At 62.9% G+C, this 16,637-nt stretch carries 13 protein-coding genes; 7 read left to right on the top strand and 6 right to left on the bottom strand.

From position 1 onward, the window contains the following. Positions 1 to 157: 157 nt before the first annotated feature. Positions 158 to 2,188: a bifunctional DedA family/phosphatase PAP2 family protein gene (locus BLU32_RS18815; RefSeq protein WP_093809505.1), complete on the bottom strand. Its 2,031-nt coding sequence runs from the start codon at positions 2,186 to 2,188 to the stop codon at positions 158 to 160. Positions 2,189 to 2,427: 239 nt separating this feature from the next. On the opposite strand from BLU32_RS18815, the gene pap reads away from it, so the two are divergent. Beyond that, complete coding sequence (gene pap / locus BLU32_RS18820; RefSeq protein ID WP_093811313.1) at positions 2,428 to 3,897, top strand: polyphosphate:AMP phosphotransferase; 1,470 nt, start codon at positions 2,428 to 2,430, stop codon at positions 3,895 to 3,897. On the opposite strand, the gene BLU32_RS18825 is transcribed toward pap, so the two are convergent. Next, a complete protein-coding gene (locus tag BLU32_RS18825; protein WP_093809507.1) occupies positions 3,894 to 4,808 on the bottom strand; it encodes a helix-turn-helix domain-containing protein in 915 nt (304 codons plus the stop codon). The two genes, pap and BLU32_RS18825, sit on opposite strands and share 4 nt — an antisense overlap. 150 nt (positions 4,809 to 4,958) lie before the next feature. Between BLU32_RS18825 and pobA the strand changes: the two genes are divergently transcribed. After that, positions 4,959 to 6,143, top strand: coding sequence for a 4-hydroxybenzoate 3-monooxygenase (pobA, locus tag BLU32_RS18830; protein WP_093809509.1), 1,185 nt, complete (start codon positions 4,959 to 4,961; stop codon positions 6,141 to 6,143). On the opposite strand, the gene BLU32_RS18835 is transcribed toward pobA, so the two are convergent. Continuing rightward, entirely contained in the window at positions 6,122 to 6,802 is a 681-nt protein-coding gene (locus BLU32_RS18835) for an FMN-dependent NADH-azoreductase (RefSeq protein WP_093811316.1), read from the bottom strand. The genes pobA and BLU32_RS18835 overlap by 22 nt on opposite strands. Before the next feature lie 100 nt (positions 6,803 to 6,902). Between BLU32_RS18835 and BLU32_RS18840 the strand changes: the two genes are divergently transcribed. The 4 genes from BLU32_RS18840 (at position 6,903) to BLU32_RS18855 (ending at position 11,675) form a co-directional block, all read left to right on the top strand. Further along, positions 6,903 to 7,778: a LysR family transcriptional regulator gene (locus BLU32_RS18840; protein ID WP_093809511.1), complete on the top strand. Its 876-nt coding sequence runs from the start codon at positions 6,903 to 6,905 to the stop codon at positions 7,776 to 7,778. A gap of 121 nt (positions 7,779 to 7,899) precedes the next feature. Next, positions 7,900 to 9,189, top strand: coding sequence for an amidohydrolase family protein (locus BLU32_RS18845; RefSeq protein WP_093811318.1), 1,290 nt, complete (start codon positions 7,900 to 7,902; stop codon positions 9,187 to 9,189). Between the two features lie 16 nt (positions 9,190 to 9,205). Then, positions 9,206 to 10,618 (top strand): cytochrome P450, encoded by a 1,413-nt coding sequence (locus BLU32_RS18850; RefSeq protein ID WP_093811320.1) that lies wholly within the window; start codon positions 9,206 to 9,208, stop codon positions 10,616 to 10,618. Positions 10,619 to 10,640: 22 nt separating this feature from the next. Continuing rightward, the gene (locus tag BLU32_RS18855) at positions 10,641 to 11,675 is read left to right on the top strand and encodes a lysophospholipid acyltransferase family protein (RefSeq protein ID WP_157727751.1); all 1,035 of its coding nucleotides are present in this window, start codon (positions 10,641 to 10,643) and stop codon (positions 11,673 to 11,675) included. Here BLU32_RS18855 and BLU32_RS18860 read toward each other — a convergent pair. The 3 genes from BLU32_RS18860 to BLU32_RS18870 all read right to left on the bottom strand — a co-directional run bounded on the left by BLU32_RS18860 (position 11,669) and on the right by BLU32_RS18870 (position 14,642). After that, entirely contained in the window at positions 11,669 to 12,991 is a 1,323-nt protein-coding gene (locus tag BLU32_RS18860; protein WP_093809515.1) for a TRAP transporter large permease, read from the bottom strand. The genes BLU32_RS18855 and BLU32_RS18860 overlap by 7 nt on opposite strands. Before the next feature lie 3 nt (positions 12,992 to 12,994). Continuing rightward, positions 12,995 to 13,525: a TRAP transporter small permease gene (locus BLU32_RS18865; RefSeq protein WP_244501742.1), complete on the bottom strand. Its 531-nt coding sequence runs from the start codon at positions 13,523 to 13,525 to the stop codon at positions 12,995 to 12,997. Positions 13,526 to 13,601: 76 nt separating this feature from the next. Further along, entirely contained in the window at positions 13,602 to 14,642 is a 1,041-nt protein-coding gene (locus BLU32_RS18870) for a TRAP transporter substrate-binding protein (RefSeq protein WP_093811324.1), read from the bottom strand. A gap of 246 nt (positions 14,643 to 14,888) precedes the next feature. Here BLU32_RS18870 and BLU32_RS18875 point away from each other — a divergent pair, with 246 nt between their 5' ends. Further along, positions 14,889 to 16,592: a sulfatase-like hydrolase/transferase gene (locus BLU32_RS18875; protein WP_172838592.1), complete on the top strand. Its 1,704-nt coding sequence runs from the start codon at positions 14,889 to 14,891 to the stop codon at positions 16,590 to 16,592. Positions 16,593 to 16,637: the final 45 nt, after the last annotated feature.

Raw genomic sequence — 16,637 nt, forward strand, 5'->3', positions numbered from 1 at the left:
ACATCCAACGCACGCAACAGGGCGTCAGCGCGTCTCGTCAGTGCGGTTGATCGGGTAAAAGCAGCCCGTTCTGCACTCCCTCCCTCGCGGTGTTTTGTCGCTTTCCATGCCATGTCGGCCTCATTTGTGGATCCACACCATGGACATCGAGGGGCCTTCAGGGCGCGGCTGTAACGCCCGTTCCGCCGAGCACCACGCTCGATCCGCCGTCACGCGCGCGGGTTACGACACCTGGGAGCTTCGGGAGCGGGTTTTCGCCGTCATGGGGAAGGTCGCGGTCCGCGCGGGGCGTCGACAGTTCGTTCAAGGGACGCAGGATCCTCTCATGGATCAGTGATCCCACGTGGATGCGGACGGGTGAAGCGCCGTCTCCCGAGAGACGGAACTGGCTTGGCCAGAGACGCAGCACCCAGCGCCCGCCGAGTTTTTCCGGGTCGGTGGTGCTGTCGTCGCGCTTGATCAGCACAAGATCCGCCCCGCGGCCGTTTTGAATGCGTGGCAGGGCCGGCAGATCTTCCGGAGGCGTCTGTCCCGCCAGAAAGCCTGCGAATGTCGCGAGCGACCAGGCCGGAGCCGGCACATAGCCCTCGGGTGCAAGGGCTTTCGCCAGGGTGGACGGATCGCCCGCCCATTGCACGATCAACGGTTCTTCGCGCTCGCCGTTGAGTTCGATCCGATGCGCGGGCAGATCGCGCCAGCGTTCGTCAAGCCATTCGTCGCGGCTGAGAACGACTGCCGGACTGACCGGCTGATACATCGCCAGACCGGCCTCGAAGTTGCGCATCACATGTGCGCTGCCGACCGTGACCATGGTGATGCTCACTAGCCCTGCGAGCGCCCAGCGTCCGATTTTCTCATTGTGGATCGATCCGAATACGAAGGCGAAGGCCGCCACCATTGCGGTGCCGAAAGCGAGGCCGCCGATCACGTCGCTCATCCAATGGGCGCCAAGATAGACTCGCGAGAACGCGATTGCTCCCACCAGCGTGACGGTGACGGAGAAGATGCCGGCTTTGATCAGCGGTGACCGGTCATGAGCAACGAGCACCGCGATGATGCCATAGAGCACCGTGTTCAGCGTGGCGTGGCCGGAGGGAAACGACAGGGCGTCGGCGCCCGTGTACAGGTCGATCGGCCGGGCGCGGTGGAGCAGAAGCTTGAACAGCGGTACGAAGACAGCTGTGCCCGCGATGGCAATCAGAAAACCCGTTGCCCGCCGCCAGGCGCGCCGGACGAAGAGATAGGCGATCACCACGCAGGCGACGACAGAGGTGACGATTCCGTCACCCAGCATCGTCATCAGCGTCATGAACTCGTCGGCGGCCGGGGTGCGAAGTCCCTGGAAGAGATTGCGCATTGCCGTGTCGGCGCGCTGCAGGCCGTTGTCCGGCGAGATGGCGGCGGCCAGGGCGACGAACACCGGGACCGTGACCAGCAGCAGGGTTGCCGACACCAGCATCCCGGCGGATCGCGGGTGGGCGGGATCGAGCATGCGTGCAAGCCATTTGGCGAAACCGGACTTGCGGCGCGCCAGCCGCGCGACGATACGGGCCCTGCTGCCGGCATAGAGCGGCAGCACGATGAGAATCAGCCAGCGTGCCAGCAACACGGCGACGAACAGCACCACCAGGAAGATGCCGAGCACGGTGGCAAGCCGGCCGCTGATCTCGCCGAGCGCCCCGAAAGCCGTGCCGGCCAGCACGCCGGGCCCCAAATGCACTATGGTCCAGGCGATCGCGGAGGTGACGTTGATGATGGTGAACCGGGTCGCATTCATGCCGACCATCCCGGCGATGCCGGGCACGATCGCCTTCACACCGGGCACGAAGCGGCCGATGAACACGCTTTTTCCGCCGTGGCGCAGGAAATAGGCTTCGCCGCGTTCCACCAGCGTGCGATAGCGACTGAAGGGCCACACCGACTTGATCCGGTGCTTGTAGATGTGGCCGATCCAGTAGGAGATGGCGTCCCCGGCAATTGCACCCAGCACCGTCCACAGGAAGATCGGCCATGGATCCAGCTTGCCAAGGCCCACCAACGTGCCGGCGCCGACCAGAACCACGGTGGATGGCACGACCATGCCGATCAGGAACAGCGCTTCGCACATGGCGATCAGAAACACCACCGCATTGGCAAGCGTGGGGTTTTCGCCAATGAAGGTGACGAGTTGGTTCAAAAGGTCGGTCACGTGGCGTTGCTCGGCATCACTGCGCTGCGGGGGTGTCTTTGAAGACCGCGCGAGGCGGCGATTGCCGTCTACATGTACGCGCTCGCGTCCGTTCCGCCAATCCTCGGCGGATGGGATTTTCTTTTCCGTTTCGGCGGGAAGTTGTCGCGCGGGCGATTGCCTCTGCGTTCGCTCCGCGTCACCTTGCATGCGGCGCTGCCCTCATCGGGCGGGACGTGGCTGTTGAAGGAGTCTGCAACGTGTTCCAGTCTGCATCCCTGCCTGTTTCGCTATCCAAGGCGGATTTCAAGAAACTCGAACCGGCCTTGCGCGGCGATCTTCTGGCGGCCCAGCTGGAAATGATCGCCTCCCGTGCGTTTTCGATGGTGATCGTGATCGCCGGTGTCGACGGTGCGGGCAAGAACGACGCGATCGCCCGGTTGCACGAATGGATGGATGTGCGCCATCTGGTCTGCAATGCTTATGGACCCCCGACCCGGGTTGAGCGGCATCGGCCCGAGATGTGGCGGTATTGGCGTGACCTGCCTGCGCGCGGAAAGACGTCCATCGTCGTATCGTCCTGGTACAATGATCCCTTGCGCGACCGGGTGCTCGGGAAGACCGGCGAGGCAGAGTTCGAGCAGCGTTTGTCGCAGATCAACCGGTTCGAAGCCCTGCTGGCGCATGAAAAGACACTGGTGCTGAAATTCTGGTTTGCTCTGGGCGCCAAGGCGCAAAAGAAAAGGCTGGAGCCATTGCGCAGCGGCAAGGCGCGGGCCCGGCGCATTCTGACCGAATGGGCGGATATCGACCATTCACCCGATGCGCAAGCGGTGTTCCAGCTGGCCGCAATGACGACATCGACGGCATCGGCTCCCTGGATGGTCATCCCGTCCGAGGATCCGGATGCGCGCGATCTGGCGCTTGGTCGCAGTGTACAGCTTGCGGTTTCGCACCGTCTCGCTGTCGAACCGGGAGAACCGGTTGCGATCCCTGCGGCGGTGGCGCGCGTGGAACGGCGCAGCGCGGTCGAGTCGATTGATCTGGGAAAACGGCTTTCCAAGGATCGCTACGACGAGGAACTCTTGCACTGGCAGAAAAAGCTGACGCATCTCGTTGACCGCAAGGCTGCCCGCAAGCTCCCGCTGATTGTCGTCTTTGAGGGCAATGACGCGGCCGGAAAGGGCGGCGCCATTCGCCGTCTCACTCGGCCGATGGATCCGCGCCGCTATCGCGTCCACCGGATCGCGGCTCCGAGCGAGGAGGAACTCGCCCATCCCTATCTATGGCGCTTCTGGCGCAATGTCCCGCGCAAGGGGCAGACGGCGATCTTCGACCGGTCCTGGTACGGACGCGTTCTCGTCGAACGCGTCGAGGGCTTTTGTTCGGAAGCCGACTGGGCCCGCGCCTACAATGAGATCAACGAGTTCGAGGCCGAAATGGGATCCTCCGGAGGGCTTGTCGTGAAGTTTTGGCTGGCGATCAGCAAGGAGGAACAGCTGGCGCGGTTCAAGGCGCGTGAGGAAACCCCCTACAAGCAGTTCAAGATCACCGACGACGATTGGCGCAATCGGTTGAAATGGGACGCTTATGCAATGGCGGCGGGTGACATGATCGACCGGACGTCGACGGCTGGCGCGCCGTGGCATCTCGTCTCGGCGGAAGACAAGCGCCATGCACGCGTGACTGTCCTGAAAACCCTGTGCAAGCGGCTGAAGGCAGCCCTTTAGGTCAAAGTGGGCGGTTTGGCGGCAGGGCCATTGGCGTCGGTGGCGGTGTTGGTGAACCCTTGCCGGAACGTTCGCGGGGCGATTCCCGTATTCGCGGTAAACACGCGCGAAAAATAGTCCGGATCGGAAAACCCGAGGTCATAGGCGATTCCGGCGACGCGGATTTGGGTATAGGCCAGCAGGCGGCGCGCCTCCAGCATCTGCCGGTCCCGGATCAGCGCTGACGCAGACCGGCCCCGCGCCTGACGGCAGACGCGGCTAAGATGGGGCGCTGTCACGGCCAGTGCCCGGGCATAGGAATCGACCGTGTGAAGGCGTGAGTATTCTCCATCCAGAATGGCCAGAAAACGGTTGAACAAGGGACCGCCGGCTGTGTCTTGATGCGGCACGCTCTCGGGTGACCGAGGGCCGTGACGCAGGATCCAGATCAGAAGCAGCGTTACTTGCGCATTGAGCGCTTCCGCCCGGTGGGCGTCGTGTGCGCCATGTTCGCGCGCTAGCGCCCCAAGTGCCGGTGGCGCATCCACCAGTCCGGTCAGCACGGCCGGGCGCGTCAGACGTCGGGTGCGATCCACCGCCCGTCGGATCGGATCGAAAACGATGTCGGGAAGCGTCACGACCACGCCTTCGGTGCCGGTGATGAAATGAAATCCGTGTACGGTTCCGGCCGGGACGATGGCCATCGTCGCATCGTCCAGCTCATGGGTTGCGTCGTTGAGACGAATGGTACCGCCGCCGCGTTCGATCCAAAAAATCTGGTGAAGAGCCGGGTGACGATGCGCGGCGATGCGCCATCGGCGCGGTCCGCTTCGTTCCTGCAAACGTTCGATATGCACAAGGTCGGGAAAGGCCGCCTTGGCCGGTTCCCCCAGAAGTCCATAGTCCGGTGCGGATCTGATTGTTCGATTCATCCAGATATTAGAGCGATATTTCCATTCTCATGTCCAGCCGGATATCGGACCCTCGGATCGGGATCTTCGACCGTCCGCCAGTCTGTGCCGGTGTCAGCGGATGCAAGGGCCGGGTCCCTCAAACCCAATCGACAAGCGGAAACGGCGATCATGTCCATTCCCGACAAAACCCAGGTCCTGATCATCGGCGGCGGCCCTGCCGGGCTGTTGCTTTCTCAGCTTCTGCACCTTGCGGGCATCGACACCGTCGTGCTGGAACGCCGCACCCGAGATCATGTTCTTTCGCGCATTCGTGCCGGGGTGCTTGAGCAGGGCACCGTTGATCTCCTGCACCGTGCCGGCGTGTCCGGGCGCATGGAGCGGGAGGGTCTGGTGCATTCCGGCGTCGAGATCGCGTTTCATGGTGAAAGGCTTCGCATCGATCTGGACGATCTGACCGGCGGACGATCCGTTACCGTCTACGGGCAGACCGAGGTCACCGCCGATCTCTATGCCGCCCGCGACGAGATGAATGGCGTTGTCGTGCATGAGGCGGAGGACGTCACCCTGCATGACGTTCTTGGCGCGCGTCCATTCGCGACGTTCCGCAAGGACGGGCAGACGCACCGCATCGACTGTGCATTCATTGCCGGGTGCGACGGTTTTCACGGGGTCTCGCGCGCGTCGATCCCGGAAACCGTTCTGAAGACCTATGAACTGGTCTACCCCTTCGGCTGGCTGGGTGTCTTGTCGGATGTGCCGCCCGTGCAGGAGGAGCTCATCTATGCAGGACAGGAAAACGGTTTCGCCCTGTGTTCGATGCGCTCGCTCACCCGTAGCCGCTACTACATACAGTGCTCGCTTGAAGAAAAGGTCGACGACTGGTCGGACGATCGGTTCTGGGAAACGCTGTCGGGTCTCCTTCCCGGCGACATTGCCGACCGCTTGACGACCGGACCGTCGATCGAAAAGAGCATTGCGCCGCTGCGGTCCTTCGTGGCCGAGCCGATGCGGCACGGGCGGCTTTTTCTCGCTGGCGACGCCGCTCATATCGTGCCGCCGACCGGCGCGAAGGGGCTCAATCTTGCCGCGTCCGATATCCACTATCTTTCGCAGGCGTTGATCGACCACTTCACGCGGTCCAACGATGAGGGGCTGGAAGGCTATTCCGCCCGGGCCCTTGCCCGTGTCTGGAAAGCGGAGCGGTTTTCCTGGTGGATGACAACGGCTCTGCACCGGTTTCCGGAAAAGGGCGCTTTCGGCGCACGTATCCAGAAGGCCGAATTCGACTATCTGGCGTCATCGCGTGCCGCCCGGCAATCGCTTGCGGAAAACTATGTCGGGCTGCCCTTCTGAGGAGCGCGCGTGCCCGTTTCCCGGGCCAGTTTTTTTGCCAGCGCCATTGAGGCCGCGCGTGCCTCGCCTACCGAATTCTCGTGGCGGCTGTCGCCGAATTCCTGGTATTCGGCACGAATGACGTGTAGCCGACCTGCCCCGAGGTAGTGTCTTATGGCCTCGACGTGCGGCACGAGGTGGTCGAGCGCATGGCGCACGCCCCCCGGCGCAAAACCGAACTCGCCCGCCGATGTCAGCAGGACCATTTGCTTTCCCGACAACATGGCTTCCAGCGGAAAGTCACCGCGGGCGAGGTCGAAGGAAAATGTTCTGCCGATGCGGACGACATTGTCCAGCCAAGCCTTGAGTGCGGACGGCATGCCGCTGTTGTACATCGGGGCGTTCAACAGGATGATGTCAGCCTCCTCCAACTCGTCGATCAAGCGGTCAGACGGTACAAGAACGGTTTTCTGTTCCGGGGTTCGGGACGTTGCCGGCGTGAATGCCGCGGAAATCCAGTCCTCGCTGATGTGCGCCGGCGGTTCGCTCGCCAGGTCGCGCGTGATCCATCTGTCCTGCGGTCGTTGGCGTTCCCATTCCCGCTGGAAGTTGTCACCCAGCGATCGGGTCAGGGATCGGCTGCGCCGTGCACTCGAATCAAGTCGTAATAAAGTGGTCATCTGCATTCCTCATTGACGAAGATATAGATGCCAAGTTATTAATATTAAAATGCTTTTCAAAAGAATTATCCACATCTTCAGGTGAAGGGAACTCATCTAAATGTCAGGCCGCGTGTCTTTGTCCGCGATCCGGGTTTTCGAGGCGGCGGCGCGTCTGGGGTCGTTCAAGGACGCGGCCGATGAACTTGCAATGACGCCGACGGCGGTCTCGCACCGGATCAGGGGGCTTGAGGGCGAGCTGGGCACGGCGTTGTTTTCACGGTCGCATCGCAAGGCTGACCTGACCGCCGCCGGCGACGAACTTTTCGAGGCGTCACGCGCAGCGGTATCCGTTGTCGACGCCGCGATCGAGCGTATTGGATCAGCACAGCGATCCGTGACGATGACGACCACGCCAGCCTTCGCGGCGCTCTGGCTTGCGCCGCGCCTGCAAGCACTTCAGGCGGCTGTGCCGGGAGTGGTTTTAAGGGTTGAGGCCTCGCACTCCGTTGTCGACTTGGAGCGCGAGCGTGGCGTTGACCTTGCCGTCCGTTATTCTCCGCGGGATACGGCGGCGGGCGAACTGTTGGCCTGCGAGAGCTTTCGAGCCTTTGTCGCGCCATCGGTTGCGACGACCGGGCAAACGGGGAAGAATCTGCAGTTGCTTGTCAGCCGTTGGCGGTCGACTGGATTGGAGGACATCCCGCTGGCGCCCTTTGAAGGGATTTTTGACAGCGACTGGAAATCGGCTCCGATCCTTTTCGATGACGAGCACCACGCTGCTCTGGCTGCTGTGTCCGGGCGGGGTGTTGTGATCCTGAGCGATGTCCTGGGACAAGACCTGGTGGACGCCGGTTTGCTGACAGAGATACGGCCCGACACACATGTTTTCGGTCATTGCTACCGACTACATGTTGCCGGGCGCTCCGTTGCGCGAAAGGACGTCGGGCGGGTAGCCCGGTGGCTGCTTGAAGAAACGCGGTCCTGCAGAGCGTGAGGCGACGCGTCGGAAGGGGTGCAAGTGCCGGACTTGAGTGACCTGCCGCTTTGCCGGCCTTCCGAAAACCTGTGACACTTTTCCGTCGCATTCCACCCAACCCATGTTCAGTGAGGTTTTCATGTCCCTTGATCTGCTTGTGAAGAACGCCAGCCTGCCCGACGGCCGCATCGGCGTCGATATCGCCTGTTCGATGGGTCAGATCACGGCGGTGGAGCGCGGGATCAAAGCGGAGGCCGCGCGGGTGATCGATGCCGGCGGCCGTCTTGTGGCGCCCCCTTTTGTCGACAGCCACTTTCATATGGATGCGACGCTTTCGCTGGGGACACCCAGGATGAACGAGAGCGGCACGTTGCTGGAGGGCATCGCGCTATGGGGCGAGTTGAAACCCCTGCTTACGGTGGATTCGGTCATTGAGCGGGCGCTGCGCTATTGCGACCTCGCTGTCAGTCAGGGCCTGCTTGCGATCCGCAGCCATGTCGACGTCTGCGACGACGCGCTGACGGGTGTCGAGGCGCTGCTTGAGGTGAAAAAGCAGGTCGCGCCCTATCTCGACCTTCAACTTGTGGCCTTCCCGCAGGACGGGTTCTTCCGTTCGCAGACTGCGGAACGCAACCTGTTGCGTGCCCTCGACATGGGTGTCGATGTCGTTGGCGGCATTCCCCATTTCGAACGCACGATGGCTGACGGCGGGCGGTCCGTGCGAGCGCTGTGCGAGATTGCTGCGGAGCGCGGGCTGATGGTCGATCTGCATTGCGATGAAAGCGACGATCCGCTGTCGCGGCACATTGAAACGCTCACCTGCGAGACGCAGCGGCTCGGTCTTCAGGGCCGGGTCACCGGGTCGCATCTCACCTCCATGCATTCGATGGACAACTACTATGTGTCCAAGCTCTTGCCCCTGATCGCCGAGGCCGGGGTTCATGCCATCGCCAACCCCTTGATCAACATCACCCTTCAGGGACGCCACGATACCTATCCCAAGCGGCGCGGCCAGACCCGCGTGCCGGAGATGCGCGCCTCGGGGATCACTGTTGCCTTCGGCCAAGATTGCGTGATGGATCCCTGGTATTCCATGGGATCCGGCGACATGCTGGAAGTGGCCTCCATGGGGATGCATGTGGCGCAGATGACGAGCCGCGACGCCATGCGCTATGCCTTCGATTGCGTGACTGCACATCCGGCAAAGGTTCTCGGACTTGAGGGTTATGGTCTGGACGTCGGCTGCAACGCCGACTTCGTGCTGCTGCAAGCCGTCAATCCAATTGAGGCGATCCGGCTGCGGGCCCGCCGGCTTGCGGTCGTGCGGCGCGGTCGCGTCATTGCCGAAAGCGATCCGGCATTGACGCGGCTCGATCTTGCGGGCAGACCCTCAATCGTCGATGCGGCTTCCTATGGCCCGGGCGGCTGACGGACGGGAAACGGCGATGACACATCTCGCGGACGACCAGGACAAGACGCATGAACCGGTTGAACGCTATGTTCCGCCCTACCCGGCACGTCCCGAGATCAAGCCGTCGGTTCTCGAGCTGATCAAGCTTGCAAGGCGCAGTCTGCTGTCGATCTGGACGTTGCCGTCCTTTTCCAAACCCTGGACCAAGATAACTGTCTTGCGCCGCATGCTGTTCATTTGCAACAGCCCGGCGACCGTGCAGGAAGCATTCGTGCGCAAACATGTGATCTACGAGCGCAAGAGCCCGCAGATGCGCCATGCGCTGGAGCCGCTGATCGGAGACGGCCTGTTCGTGTCCGATGGCGAAACTTGGCGGCGGCGCCGGCAGATCGTTGCACCGATCATTCATGCGTCGCGGGTTCCGGCGTTTTTCCCCGTGATGGCGGAAACGGTCGCCGAACGGCGCGCCGCATGGGAGGCGCGGGGCGCGGATGCTCAGGTCGACATGCTTGAGGAAATGGCGCATCTGACGGCCGAAATCATCTGCCGCACGATCTTCGGACGCCAGCTTGGGCGCGACTATGCCGCCGAGATCGTCGAGAGTTTCACCGACTACCAGCGTCATATCGACCAGGTCGATATTCTGTCGCTGCTTCGGCTGCCGGACTGGATTCCCCGGCTGCGCGGACGGGCCATCAAGCGGGCCGTGAAGCGCATTGATGCGGTGCTTGAGGAGATCATCAGCAGTTACCAAGTCCGCGCCGGCGACGGCGAGGCCTCGGTGATCGGCGGGCTGCTCGACGCTCGCGACGAAGATGGGCGCCCCCTGTCGCGCGAGGCCATTCGCAACGAGGCTGCCGTCATCTTCATGGCGGGCCATGAAACCACGGCCAACACGCTTGCCTGGACCTGGTTCTTGCTGTCCCAGGCGCCCTGGGCGCGCAACGCCCTGCATGCCGAGCTTGACGCCGTGTGTCCGGATCGGGATCCGGCATTTGAGGATATCGCCCGACTTCCCTATGCCCGCGCAGTGATTGAAGAGACATTGCGGCTGTATCCGCCCGTGCCGATTCTGGCGCGCGAGGCCAACCGGGATGACAAGATCGCGGGCGTTGCCATCCCCAAGGGGTCGATCGTCATGGTCGTGCCCTGGCTTTTGCACAGAAACCCCAACCTCTGGGAGCGTGCCGACCATTTCGAGCCGGAGCGGTTTTTGGGCAGTGCGCGCGGCGGTCAGTCGAAGTTCGGCTATGTGCCGTTCGCCATTGGACCGCGCATTTGTGCCGGTCTGTCCTTCGGGATGACGGAATCGGTCCTGTCGCTCGCCATGCTTGCCCGCAGTTTCGATCCCGGGTTGGAGCCGGGAACGGACATCCAGCCGGTCAGCCGCTTGACCCTGCGCCCCGGCGAGCGCTTGCCGATGCGCCTGCGCGCGCGCGACGGTTAGCGTGCCCGGAATGGAGCGGCGTGTGCCGGATGTTTCCTTTGACGCAACCCGCGCGCCGGCGCCCGACGCACCGCCATATCTTGCCGTCTTTGCGCGGGGAGAGACCGGTCGTCAGGCCCGTCGATACCACCTTGTCGAGACGCCGTCAGGTTTCTTCAAGACCGCTCTTCACGACCTTCTGCGCCGGTGCCCTGTGTGGCTCGCGCCGCTGATTGCCCGCCGTCTCGCGCCGCTGTCCCGTTTTCGGTACCGCCGGCGGATCTTTGCCCGCCGGATCGATTTCAATCTGGCCGAGCTTCATCCCCGGGCACCGCTTGATGCCGCGGATCTTGAGGCGGCCTCGCGCAGGTGGTGGACGGGAGCGGGCGAGGTCCTTGCCGAATATGCCACACTCGAACGGTTGCGTTCGGCCGGCCGGGTGGAGATCGAGGGCTGGGAGGCGATCCGCGCCCGGTTGCCCATCGGCACGCCCGTCGTGTTCGCCGCGGTGCATCTTGGGCCATTCGAGTTGGTATTCGAGGTCGTGCGCAATGGCCTGGGGCGAAACATCGTCGCGACCTGGCAACCGGAACCGTCACGCCATGCGAACGAGATCCTGTCGCGTCTGCGGGTCCGCTATGGCTGCCACATCTTTCCGCCGGGGCCACGGTCGGCGCGGTACCTGCACCGGCTCGTCGTCGGCGAGGGGTTTGATGCATTGCTGTTTGTCGACGAGGTGCGTGACCGGCAGATTCATCTCCCGGCGTTTGGCCGCGACCTGCCAACACGCGGAAACGCCGTCGTTGCGGTGAAGCTTGCGTTGAAAACCGGCGCGCCGCTGGTGCCCGTCCATGTGGTTCGCATCGGACCGGCCCGGTACCGGTTCGTGGCGTCAGCGCCACTCGATTTCGACCGCGACGGAGCGAACGGAGATCCGGTCGCGCGCGGTGTCGCGGCCCTCGACCGGCATTTCGCTCCCATCGTGCGCGCGCATCTGGAGCAATGGTACATGCTCCGCGAACTCAGGCTGCCGGGCTTCGTCGCTCATATCGACAAAGGGCCCGCCCGAGATCAATAAAGCCAGCGCACCAGGAAGAGCGTGAGCGAGGGAAAGAGCACCAGGATTGCTACGCGCACGATGTCGCTGGCGATGAAGGGCATTACCCCCTTGAACGTCTGGCTGAGCGGGATGTCCGGGGCCATCGAGTTGATGACGAAGAGGTTCATGCCCACCGGTGGCGTTATCAGCCCCACCTCCACGACGATCAGCACGATGATGCCGAACCAAAGGGCGAATTCCTCCGGCGGCAGGCCGAAGTCGAGGGCGGAAACGATGGGAAAGAAGATCGGGATCGTCAGCAGGATCATCGACAGGGAATCCATGATGCAGCCGAAAATCAGATAACAGATGAGGATCAGGACCAGCACCAGCCATGGACTTAGGCCAAGACCCGCGACATAGGCAGCGGACTGTTGCGGCAACTGGGAAAAGGCGAGGAACCCGTTGTAGACGGTTGCGCCGAGCACGATGAAGAAGATCATGCCGGTCGAGGCGGCAGTGGACAGGAAGGAGTCCACGAGCCCCTTGCGGTCTAGCCCCCCCTTCCACAAGGCGACGAGCCCTGTTCCGGCCGCGCCGACGGCCGCCCCTTCGGTGGGGGTGAAAACACCTGAATAAATGCCGCCGATCACGGCGATGAAGATGATCAGGACTGGCCAGACGGCGACAAGCGCTGTTCCGCGCTCCGACCAGGAGGCGCGGTCGCGATGACCGGCGCTGTCGGGGCGAAAGCGGACATAAAGCGAAACGGTGAGCATATAGCCGACGGCCGCCAGAATGCCCGGCACGAAGGCCGCCATGAACAGCTTGGCGATATTCTGCTCCGTCAGGATTGCGTAGATGACGAGGACGACGGAGGGCGGGATCAGGATGCCGAGCGTTCCGCCTGCGGCAAGGCAGGCCGTCGACAGCGCGCCGGAGTAACCGGCTCTACGCATTTCCGGCAGCGCCACCTGTCCCATTGTGGCGGCTGTCGCCAGCGACGAGCCGCAGATCGCACCGAATCCGCCACATGCCGCCACCGCCGCCATGGCGACGCCGCCGCGGCGGTGACCGACGAAGGTCTCTGCCGCGCGAAACAGCGCACGCGACATACCGCCTCTGGTGGCGAACTGGCCCATCAAGAGGAAAAGCGGCACGATCGACAGCGAGTAGTTGGAAAAGGTGCTGTAGACCAGCGACTTCAGCTGCGCGAGAACGGGCACGGTCGAGCCTGTGACCAGGCTTGTTCCGATGACGCCGATCACGAACATCGCAAGTCCGATGGGCAATCGAAGAAAGATCAGGAGCAGCAGGATCGGGATCGACCAGAGCCCGTATTCGAGGGACGTCACCGGCTACGACTCCTGATGCTGGGAAGATTGATCGTCCGACGCCAGGGTCTCCGCGAGACTGCGCCAGATGGTATAGAGGCAGACGACGGCAAAAAAAACGGCGCCTGTCATTGCTGCCGCATAGGCCCACCACAGTGGAAACTGCAGGATGAAGGTCGTTTCATGATAGGCCTTCTTGTCGAGCATACCGAGCCACAGCCGCCAAGCGATCAGGGTCGCGACGGCCGTCATCAGGATGTTGGAAACCACATCGACGGCGGCGTTCACACGCGGTCCGAAACGCGCCATGAAAAGATCGACGGTCACGTGCCCGCGTTTCATCTGGCACCAGGGCAAAAAGGCGAAGATCGCGAAGGCCGTCCCCGCCTCGACGAGTTCATAGTCGCCGGGAACGGGGGCAAGCCCCAGCCAGTTCAGCTCGCGTCCGGTGATGGAAACAACCGTCATTGCCGTGATGGCGACGAGCATCGAACCGCCGACGATTGCGAACCAGCCGGCGACGGCGGTCAGCGCCATTTCAACTGTCTGCCGCACGGTGGCGATCCTTGTTTTCGACCTGCGCCCAATCCGCTTGCGGGCGCCGCCCAGGGCGACGCCCGCAAGATCGCTATCATTTGGCGGTGTTGCTGTCGACAAGAGCGCGCGCGGCGCCAGCCAGCGCCTGGCCATCCAGACCCTTGTCGTTCATTTCCGCGATCCATTCCGCGACGATGGGCTGCGCGGCTTCCTTCCAGCGCGCGGTCTCTTCCGCGCTGATCGTGATGATGGTGTTGCCGCTTTCCTCTGCCTTCTTCTCGCCGATCGCGTCGACCTCGTCCATCGCGCGCCCGAACATCGCCGCCGTATCCGGTCCGGAGTTGGCGTCGATAACCGCCTTGAGATCGTCGGGAAGCGCGTCGTAGCTGCCCTGGTTCATGGCGAAGACAAAGGTCGCGGTGTAGAGGCCGCGCGGGTCGTCGAACTTTGTGTGGGTGTTCACCAGTTCGGTCATCTTGAGCGGCAGCGTGACCTCCCAGGGAATGACAGCGCCGTCGATCACGCCCTTGGACACAGCTTCCGGAACGGCCGGAACCGGCATGCCGATGGCGGTCGCACCGAGCTTGTCCAGAAGGCGGGTGACGATGCGCGTCGGTCCGCGCAGCTTGAGGCCCTTCATGTCTTCAAGCGTTTTGACGCCATCACCTTTCACATGCAGCACGCCGGGGCCGTGCACATGCAGCGCAACGGGTTTTACACCGGCGAATTCCTCCATGGCATGGGCTTCGACGAATTCGTGAAATGCCCTCGACGTTGCTTCGGCATTGGTGACCAGAAACGGAAGCTCGAAGGCTTCCGTGCGCGGGAAGCGGCCCGGCGTATAGCCGAGAACGGTCCAAATGATGTCGACCACGCCGTCCTTCGCCTGGTCGTAGAGGGCCGGAGGAGCTCCGCCCAACTGCATCGAGGGATAGTGCTCCACCTTGATGCGGCCATTCGATTGCGTTTCCACCGCTTCGATCCACGGGGCGATGGCCCGCGCCGGGATCGCTGCCTGCAACGGCAGGAACTGATGGACGCGCAGCGTCACGTCCTGCGCGGCGGCCGTGCCGGCCACCAGCCCGCAGAAGATTGCGAGGACCCTTGCACCCGCGTTCAACAGTGTCGTCGTCATGTTTTCCTCCCTTGCCGGCATCCTGTCCGGCGGTCGAGCCGATGCGCGGCTTTCTCCAGGACGGAAAGTGATAGATGTAATAGGTAATGTAAAATGAGAATTTAGCCGATTTGTATAACTTTTTTTGACTGTTGGTGCCGGCCGTCTTGCGATTTGAGTCGTCCGCCGTATCAAGTGGGGTTCGCCGGGAGCATCGCCTTGCTTTTCATGTTCCGCCCGCCCTGATCAGCAAGAACTGGATTTTTCGTGTCGCGCAGCACCCCCCGCAACATCCTGTTTGTCATGTTCGACCAGCTGCGGTTCGACTATCTGTCCTGTGCCGGTCACCCTTTCCTCGAGACACCGCACATCGATGCGCTCGCCGCCCGCGGTGTTCGCTTTTCCCGCGCCTATGTCCAGTCGCCGATCTGCGGTGCATCGCGGATGAGCTTCTACACAGGCCGCTATGTCCAATCGCATGGCGCGGCCTGGAACAATTATCCGCTGAAGGCCGGGGAGATGACGCTTGGCGATCATCTGCGCGCCCGGGGCATGGATGCAGTGCTGATCGGCAAGACACACATGAAGGTGGATGATGCCGGGCTCGACCGGCTCGGGATCTCGCGCGCAGGCATCATCGGGGCGCGGATCGCAGAATGCGGGTTCGATGCGCGCGTGCGCGATGACGGATTGTGGGCCGAAGGCGCCGACGGTCCCTATGACGCCAAGCCGTCTCCCTACAACGCCTATCTTCGGGAGAAGGGCTACGACGGCTGCAATCCCTGGCACGATCATGCGAATTCGGCCATCCGCGGAGATGGCGGAACGGGAGATGTCGAAACAGGCTGGCTCATGCGCAATGCCCGCAAGCCGGCGAACATTCGCGAAGAGGATTCCGAAACGCCGTGGCTGACCGAGCAGGCGATTGCGTTTCTGGAGGAACGGCGCGCTGCCCGCACAGCCGTTCCCTGGCTGTGTCATCTCTCCTATATCAAGCCGCATTGGCCCTACATTGTGCCGCCACCCTATCACGCCCTCTATGGTGTCGATGATGTGGTCGCCGCTGTGCGTGCCGAGGCCGAGCGCGTGGACCCGAACCCGGTGCATGCGGCCTTCATGCAGTCGCATGCCTCGCGCGGTTTCGCGCGTGACGAGGTCCGCAACGCGGTGATCCCCGCCTATATGGGGCTCATCAAGCAATGCGACGATCAGATCGGCCGGCTGATGAGCTATCTTGAGGACAGTGGACGCCTGAAGGACACGATCGTCGTGCTCACCTCCGATCATGGCGATTATCTGGGCGATCACTGGCTGGGCGAGAAGGATCTCTTTCACGATCCCTCGGTGAAGGTGCCGATGGTCGTCTACGATCCTTCTCCTGAGGCGGACGTCACGCGTGGCACCACCTGCGATGCACTGGTCGAGGCCATCGATCTTGCCGCCACCTTCGTCGATGTCGCCGGCGGCGACGTTCCCGGTCACATCCTGGAGGGTCGGTCGCTGCGGCCGTTCCTCCATGGCGAGGTGCCCACCGACTGGCGTGATTTCGCCGTGAGCGAATACGACTATTCCTGCACGCCCATGGCCGAAGCGCTGGGCTTGGCGCCGGGGGATGCGCGGCTGTTTATGGTGGTGGATCGTCGCTGGAAGCTGATCCACGCGGAAGGCAGCCTGCCGCCGATGCTGTTCGACCTCGAGAACGATCCCGACGAACTCGTCGACCTGGGCCGCGATCCAGGCCATTCGGGAATGGTCCGCGACATGCGTGACAAGTTGGGGAACTGGGCGCGGCGGGAAAGTCAGCGCACCACCGTTTCCGATGCGCAGATCCTGGCCCGGCGCGCCGGCGCAGGTGGCCGAACGGGCGTCTTGATCGGTGCCTATGACGAAGACGACGTCACGGCGCAAGACCTTGAGCCCTACACTGGCCGCATCACCCGGACGATGCAGAAAACATCGGACGAGCGCTGACGGCCGGACTGATTGTCAGGCCCGGATCCTGTGTGTGGCCCGGAT

This window comes from Stappia sp. ES.058 (genome assembly GCF_900105595.1).
Lineage (GTDB): Bacteria > Pseudomonadota > Alphaproteobacteria > Rhizobiales > Stappiaceae > Stappia.

What these genes read in the sequence shown, in the direction of transcription:
- BLU32_RS18825 (WP_093809507.1), bottom strand. Translation starts at nt 4,808, where the DNA reads ATGAATCGAACAATCAGATCCGCACCGGACTATGGACTTCTGGGGGAA.
- pobA (WP_093809509.1), top strand. Translation starts at nt 4,959, where the DNA reads ATGTCCATTCCCGACAAAACCCAGGTCCTGATCATCGGCGGCGGCCCT.
- BLU32_RS18835 (WP_093811316.1), bottom strand. Translation starts at nt 6,802, where the DNA reads ATGACCACTTTATTACGACTTGATTCGAGTGCACGGCGCAGCCGATCC.
- BLU32_RS18840 (WP_093809511.1), top strand. Translation starts at nt 6,903, where the DNA reads ATGTCAGGCCGCGTGTCTTTGTCCGCGATCCGGGTTTTCGAGGCGGCG.
- BLU32_RS18845 (WP_093811318.1), top strand. Translation starts at nt 7,900, where the DNA reads ATGTCCCTTGATCTGCTTGTGAAGAACGCCAGCCTGCCCGACGGCCGC.
- BLU32_RS18850 (WP_093811320.1), top strand. Translation starts at nt 9,206, where the DNA reads ATGACACATCTCGCGGACGACCAGGACAAGACGCATGAACCGGTTGAA.
- BLU32_RS18870 (WP_093811324.1), bottom strand. Translation starts at nt 14,642, where the DNA reads ATGACGACGACACTGTTGAACGCGGGTGCAAGGGTCCTCGCAATCTTC.